General features: G+C 64.2%; 9 protein-coding genes. 8 read left to right on the top strand and 1 reads right to left on the bottom strand.

The genetic code is table 11. From position 1 onward, the window contains the following. The 7 genes from AB1411_16890 to AB1411_16920 form a co-directional block, all read left to right on the top strand. On the top strand, positions 1-761 hold a 761-nt coding region (locus AB1411_16890; GenBank protein MEW6545268.1), incomplete at its 5' end, for a hypothetical protein. Between the two features lie 240 nt (positions 762-1,001). Next, positions 1,002-1,454: a VOC family protein gene (locus AB1411_16895; GenBank protein ID MEW6545269.1), complete on the top strand. Its 453-nt coding sequence runs from the start codon at positions 1,002-1,004 to the stop codon at positions 1,452-1,454. Next, complete coding sequence (locus tag AB1411_16900) at positions 1,451-1,927, top strand: hydrogenase maturation protease (GenBank protein ID MEW6545270.1); 477 nt, start codon at positions 1,451-1,453, stop codon at positions 1,925-1,927. Before AB1411_16895 ends, AB1411_16900 begins: the two co-directional genes overlap by 4 nt. A gap of 67 nt (positions 1,928-1,994) precedes the next feature. Beyond that, entirely contained in the window at positions 1,995-2,828 is an 834-nt protein-coding gene (locus tag AB1411_16905; protein MEW6545271.1) for a DUF6502 family protein, read from the top strand. Next, positions 2,825-3,883: a DUF5666 domain-containing protein gene (locus tag AB1411_16910; protein MEW6545272.1), complete on the top strand. Its 1,059-nt coding sequence runs from the start codon at positions 2,825-2,827 to the stop codon at positions 3,881-3,883. Before AB1411_16905 ends, AB1411_16910 begins: the two co-directional genes overlap by 4 nt. A 67-nt stretch (positions 3,884-3,950) precedes the next feature. Continuing rightward, positions 3,951-4,262 carry a cytochrome C gene (locus tag AB1411_16915; GenBank protein ID MEW6545273.1) on the top strand — a complete coding sequence of 104 codons (312 nt, stop codon included), beginning with the start codon at positions 3,951-3,953 and terminating at the stop codon, positions 4,260-4,262. Positions 4,263-4,299: 37 nt separating this feature from the next. Further along, positions 4,300-5,640, top strand: a complete 1,341-nt coding sequence (locus AB1411_16920; protein MEW6545274.1) for an FAD/NAD(P)-binding oxidoreductase — start codon at positions 4,300-4,302, stop codon at positions 5,638-5,640. 35 nt (positions 5,641-5,675) lie between these two features. Here the strand turns inward: AB1411_16920 and AB1411_16925 are convergent, their stop codons facing one another. Further along, a complete protein-coding gene (locus AB1411_16925; GenBank protein MEW6545275.1) occupies positions 5,676-6,236 on the bottom strand; it encodes a HupE/UreJ family protein in 561 nt (186 codons plus the stop codon). A gap of 67 nt (positions 6,237-6,303) precedes the next feature. On the opposite strand from AB1411_16925, the gene AB1411_16930 reads away from it, so the two are divergent. Further along, positions 6,304-6,474: HypC/HybG/HupF family hydrogenase formation chaperone (locus tag AB1411_16930; protein MEW6545276.1), on the top strand; the 171-nt coding region annotated here is incomplete at its 3' end.

Consider the following 6,474-nt stretch of genomic DNA (forward strand, 5'->3'; position numbering starts at 1 on the left):
AACAAGACTATCTGCGCGAGCTGAAGGCCTGCCGTAACGCCGAGGAGCTTTCCGCCTTCCGCCTCGAGCATTATCGCAAGATCGCCGAGCGCGCCCGCGCCCGCGGCGCGACCCTCGCCGACTGGGCCGGCTATACCCCTGGCGAGGATGGGCCGATCTTCGGCCTGGGGGACATTGTCTACGGCTGGCGCTTCATGAATGACCAGGAGCGGGCCGCGCATATCGAGAAGCTGCGCAGCCTGCCCACCGCCGAGGCTCAGCTCAAGTACATGGTCGAACAGCACGCCCGGATGATGGAGCGTGCCCGCCAGCAGCAGATGCCCCTCGCGGCGGAGAGCGATCCTTTCGGCTACCAGATCTATGGCGCCGACCTCATGACCCCCGACGAGATCCAGCAGTACCGGAAAGAGCTGGCCGGCCTGCAGACGGAGCAGGCGCGCGAGCGGTTCTACAGGAACCATTTCCGCACGATCCAGGGCCGGGCGAAACAGCAGCTGGCCGGCATTTCCGACTGGGGAGGGAACTCGATGACCGGTGCGGGCATCGGCCTGGGGGACATGATCTACAGCTGGCGGCTGATGAGCGAGGATGAATACCGCAAGAACGTCGACAAGCTGCGCGCCCTTCCGACCGCCGAAGACCAGATCCGCTTCATCGTCGACATCCACAAGGAGATGCAGGCGCGCGCCCGTGCCCAGGGCATCCGCCTGCCCGACGTTCCCGCGCCCTTCTGGTATTTCGCCGCCGAAGAAGGCAAGTGACCGGCGGGCCTGAACACTTCTTGGAGCCTCGAACCCCCCCATCCTTGGGGGGGGAGGACGTTCGTCGCGGGAAACCAACATCGTTGCAGGGAGCACGAAGGGCTGGATACATGGATGTATCCAGCCGCGCCGAGCTCACGCTATTTCAATCGCTTGCGCGATTGCGCGGCGCCACATCCCTGTGGCGCACAGGCGCCTCGAAAGGTTTTTCGAGGCGCCCTTCTGCCTGGAGAGATGAACATGGCTGTCAAACCCGTTCCTGATGGTTACCACACCGTCACCCCGAGCCTGAGCGTCCGAGGGGCGGCCGGGCTGATCGAATTCATGCAGCAGGCCTTCGACGCGGAGGTGCAGGATTGCCTCATGCGCCCGGATGGCGCCGTGGGCCATGCCACGCTGAAGATCGGTGACTCGATCGTCATGCTCGGGGAGGTGATGGGGGAGTGGCCTCCCATGCCCGCCTCGCTCTACCTCTACGTCGATGACGTGGACGCCACCTATAGGCGCGCCCTGAAGGCCGGGGCCGCCTCGGTGATGGAGCCGGCCGACATGTTCTGGGGCGACCGCCACGGCGGCGTGAGGGATGCCTGGGGCAATGTCTGGCTGCTCGCCACCCATGTCGAGGATGTCCCGGGGCCGGAGATCAACCGGCGCGCGGAGGCCTTTTTCGCCCAGCAACGGCCTGCGGGGTGACATCGGCGAACCTGCGCGTCATTGGCCTGGGCTCGCCCTTCGGGGACGATGCCGTGGGACTGCTCGCCATCGAGGCCTTGGAGCGTCGGCCGCAGTTTGCGGGACGGGTCCAGTTCCACGCGCTGGATCGTCCGGGAACCCTGTTGATCCCACTACTGCAGGCCTCTGCCCATGTCATCGTGATCGATGCGGTCCACTCCGGTGCGCCGCCGGGCACGCTGCAGTTTCTCTCGCTCGATCATGTTCGGGGCGGGATGCATGGGCATGCACCTTCAAGTCATGGCCTCGGTCTGGCTCAGGCTCTGACTCTCGCCGAGGCCATTGGCGCCTTGCCGCAACGGCTTGAGGTCTGGGGCATCGAAATGGGAGCCCTCCCAGGTCCTGAGCGCTCGGAACTCTCCCTCGCCCTGGCCCTCGCCCTCCCCGACGTCACTGCCCGGATCGAGGCGCGGCTGACGAATCTCCTTGCGTAAATTTTTTTGACACCACATCGATGAGGGGTTATTTTTTCTCCATTAATATTGGGAAAAAAACCCCAAAATGAGTGAATCAGAGCAACTCAACCGTACCCTTGCTGCCGCCATTCGCCGGTTGATGCGGCCGCTTGTCCGCCTGCTTCTTCGCCACGGGGTGGCCTTCGACACCTTTGCGGACTGGGCACGAAGGGTTTACGTCGATGTCGCTTTTGATGAGTTCGATCTCCCCGGCAAGCGGCAAACCATCTCGCGCGTCTCTGTTCTGACCGGGCTGACGCGCAAGGAAGTCAGCCGCCTGCGGGCAGAAGGGGATGGCGAGGACAAGGCCGTCAGTGCTCGATACAACCGTTCGGTTCGGGTCATCAGTGGCTGGTTGAACGATCCTGCCTATATCGACGGGACCGGCTGTCCAAGCGTGCTTCCCTTGCATGCGGACGGGCATTCATTTGCGGACCTGGTGCGCCGTCACAGCGGCGACATGCCATTCCAGGCCGTGCTCGACGAGCTGGTGCGGTCCGGGGTCGTGCGAGTCGAGGGGGATGATGTGAGGCTGATCAAGCATGCCTATGTCCCGTCTGATTCGGAACTGGGCAAGCTGCAGATCCTGGGAACGGACGTTGGTTACCTCATCGGCACCATTGACCACAACCTTGCGCCCGGCGCGGCACCGCTGTTCTTCCAGCGCAAGGTCATGAGCGAGATGGTGGCGCCAGAAACGGTTTGGGCTTTTCGCGAGCTGGCGGGGCGGGATGCCCAAGCCTTGCTCGAACAGTGGGATGCGTGGCTCACCGCGCGGCAACTGGATACGGCCAGTGGGGCATTGCCTGACGATGCGCGCCGTATTGGTTTCGGCATTTTTTACTTCGAAGACGATTCGAAGGATGGGGGGGTGTCATGAAAAATCTTTCTCCGGGCAAATCCTGGTCATTGGCCCTGGCCGTGTCCGCGGCGCTTGCCGGGTGCGGCGGCGGTGGCGGCACGGATGTCGCCGGCATCGGGGGCACCGGTTATGTCGCGACGGGTTCGATCAGCCAGTTCGGAAGCATCTTCGTGAACGGCATCGAGTTCGAGACCGACGGTGCGGCGCTGGACCTGAATGGAACGCCGCTGGCGGGTCAAACCGGGCTCCAGCTCGGCATGGTGGTCACCGTCGAGGGGACCGTGAATGCGGATGGAAAAACAGGCACGGCGACCAGCATCAGCTATGACGCCTCCCTCAAGGGGCCGATCGGCACGGTGGGGGCGGCGGTGACGAACGGCACCAGCACGACACGCGAGCTGACGATCCTGGGGATGGTGGTGGTGGTCGAGAGTGGGGCGACCCGACTCAATGGCGTCACCTTCGATGGCTTCGCTCAGGGCGATCTGCTCGAGGTCAGCGGCTTCCTGGGGGCGGACCACAAGCTCTACGCGACCTATGTGGAGAAGAAGGTCGCGTCGGAGGATGAGGTCGAGATCAAAGGGGTGGTGACTGCGGTCAGCGCGAGCTCTGGGACGACCAGCGTGTCGGTTCGGCTCGACAGCGGCACGGAATTGACCGTGCAGGTCGATGCCACCACCCAGGTCGAGGAGCAGGGCACGGTCGACAGCAGCTGGGTCGGCAAGCGTGTGGAGGTCGAGGGCACGTTGACAGCCGAGGGTGACATCCAGGCCAAGGAGATCCAGCAGGAGGACGATCTGTATGCCGGCTACGAGGGCGAGGCCGAGATCGAGGGCATTGCATCGAGCGTCAACGCCACGGACCAGACCTTCACCCTCAACGGGGTGACCGTGAATTACTCTGCGGCCACCTTCGATCCGGCGGGTCTGGTCCTTGCAAGCGGCATGGTGGTCGAGGTCAAGGGCAGCTTTGATGCCAGCGGCGTGCTGGTGGCGACCAGCATCGAGCTGGAGGACGCCGACGAAGACTGGTTCCCGGACGATTCTTCGGACTCCTCCGATATCGACGGCTGAACAAGCCAGCATGGCACATCGAAGGGGCGCCCTGGGGCGCCCCGGTCAACAATCTCATCGTGGTGAATTGAACATGCACAAGAGTGGTATAGCGACGGTTGCGCTATGGATGGTGCTGGGGGGATCCCTCCCGGTGCAGGCAGGAGAGCATCCGGGCCGTCTCTTGGCGTCCAATTGTTTCCAGTGCCATGGCACCGACGGCAAGGCCGTCGGCGACATGGAGCCCCTCGCGGGCAAGGACGTGTATTCCGACCTCAAGGAGATGCAGCTTGGGCTGGAGGGGGATCCCGACAGCATCATGCGCCCGCATGCCCTCGGCTACACCGACGAGCAGATCCGCTGGATCGCCGACTATTTCCGTGCCCAGCCCGAACGCTGAGACAGCGGCTGTATCCATACCAAGAGAGTGTTCAAGCATGCAGATTTCTCGCAGAAAGTTTCTGGAATGGATAGCTCTGGCAGGGACGGGTTCCTTGCTGCCGGGCATGGGGGTGGCGGCTGACCGTCTTGAGGTCAAGGCGCTCGATGAATTGCTCCGCGTCAACCTTCCTCGACCCGGACTGGTTCCGGGCGAGACGGGGGCCGTAGGTCGAGTGCTCGTGATCGGCGGCGGCATGGCCGGCGCCACCGTGGCCAAATATCTCCGGCTGTGGGGCGGGGCGCGGGTGGAGGTCACCCTGGTCGAGCGCAATGCGCAATACACCTCCTGCATCATGAGCAACCTGGTGCTGACCGGGCAGCTCGGCATGAGCTCTCTGAAATTCGACTACGCGGCCCTGGCGCGCAATTACGGGGTGAAGATCGAGATCGGCGACGTGGTCCAGGTCGATCCGATCGGCCACCGGGTTATGCTGGCGGGCGGTAAGTACCTCGATTACGACCGTCTGGTCATTGCCCCCGGCATCGATTTCCTGACCATCCCCGGACTGGAATCAGCCACGGCTCAGGATGCCGTCCCCCATGCCTGGAAGGCGGGGGCCCAGACGCTGCGCCTGAAGGATCAGATCCAGTCCATGCCCAAGGGAGGTTCCTTTGTCCTGACCATTCCCAAGGCCCCCTATCGCTGCCCGCCCGGACCCTATGAGCGGGCTTGCCTGGTGGCGGACTATCTCAAGAAGAGCAAGCCTGGCTCCAAGGTCATCGTGCTCGATGCCAACCCGCAGATCACCGCCGAGCCCGAGAATTTCTCGCGGGCGTTCAACGAGACCCATGCGGGGGTGGTCGAGTACCACAGCGGGGTCGGCCTGCAGGGCATCGATGCCTCGACGCGCACCCTCCACACCAGTCTCGGCACGCTGCGCGCCAACGTCATCAATGCCATTCCGCCGCAGAAGGCGGGCAGCCTGGTGATCAACGCGGGGCTGGCCAATGTCGGCGGCCTGTGGGCCGGGGTGGATGTCCTGTCCTACGAGTCGACCGCGGCTCGGGATATCCACGTCATCGGTGATGCGGCGGCGACCACCCAGCCGAAGGCCGGGCATATCGCCAATGCCGAGGCCAAGGTGTGTGCCGGCGCGATCGTACGCCTGCTGCGTGGAGAGTCCCCCGACCCGGCACCGGTGACGAATTCGGCCTGCTTCACGCCAATCACCATGGAAACGGCGTCGTGGCTGACGGTCGTCTTTGGTTACGACCCGCTCACGCGCACCATGAAGCCGGTGGGCGGCAAGGCGTCCGAGGCGCATGCCCCGTCGTCGGAACATTTCAAGGACATGATCAAGTGGTTCAACAACCTCAAGGTTGATACCTTCTATTGAGAGGAGGGAGGGGGTGTCCCCTTCCCAATAACGTCTCAGAGGGCCAGTGCAAGGCTGGCCCCGGCGAGGGCGATCGACCCTCCGAGCAGGCGCATCCCCATGAGGGGGATGCGACGCGCCACAAGCAGTCCCACCGCATGCAATCCCCATGTCGAGGTGGCCAGACCCGCCAGATATCCCGCCTGGAGGGAGAGGCCCATGCCCTCCGTGCCGTGCGCATGTCCGTGCAGCAGGCCGACCGACGCGGCCATCAGGATGCCGGCCGCGAGCCTCGGCGGTGACTGGACCGCCGCCATGAGTCCGAGCACGAGCACCGACATGGCGAGGGCCATTTCCGCGACGGCGAACGGGGCGATGCCCGGGCCCAGGGCGGCGCTTGTCAGGGTGGCAAGGCTGAAGGCCAGGGGGAGAATCCAGGCCTTTCTTCCTGCAAGGGAGCCTGCCCACAGGCCGATCGCCAGGGCGGCAAGCAGGTGGTCCATGCCCACTAGCGGGTGCAGCAGGCCACTGACCAGTCCTCCAGGCTCTTCGCCCATCTCGTGGGCGAGGGACAGGGAGGGAAGGACAAGCATGAGGAGGGCAATAAGACGGGCCATGAAGACTCCGGCAGAAGGGGAACGATGGTATACAGTCTAGCCAGAGTCATCGGGAACCTCCTGCCATATGTGCCTCGCCATCCCCATGCAGATCGTCCGCCTCGACGGCGGCAGCGCCGTGTGCCGCGCCAAGGGCGTGGAGCGCGAGGTCAGCCTGTTCCTCCTGCAGGGGCAGGCGCTGACAGAGGGGGACTTCGTCATGGTTCATGTTGGCTACGCCATCCAGAAGGTGGATGCT

Source organism: Nitrospirota bacterium (genome assembly GCA_040757595.1).
Classification (GTDB): domain Bacteria; phylum Nitrospirota; class Nitrospiria; order Nitrospirales; family Nitrospiraceae; genus JBFLWP01.

Excerpts from the sequence above, each read along its gene's own strand:
- AB1411_16895 (MEW6545269.1), top strand. The coding sequence starts at position 1,002 with ATGGCTGTCAAACCCGTTCCTGATGGTTACCACACCGTCACCCCGAGC.
- AB1411_16905 (MEW6545271.1), top strand. The coding sequence starts at position 1,995 with ATGAGTGAATCAGAGCAACTCAACCGTACCCTTGCTGCCGCCATTCGC.
- AB1411_16910 (MEW6545272.1), top strand. The coding sequence starts at position 2,825 with ATGAAAAATCTTTCTCCGGGCAAATCCTGGTCATTGGCCCTGGCCGTG.
- AB1411_16920 (MEW6545274.1), top strand. The coding sequence starts at position 4,300 with ATGCAGATTTCTCGCAGAAAGTTTCTGGAATGGATAGCTCTGGCAGGG.
- AB1411_16925 (MEW6545275.1), bottom strand. The coding sequence starts at position 6,236 with ATGGCCCGTCTTATTGCCCTCCTCATGCTTGTCCTTCCCTCCCTGTCC.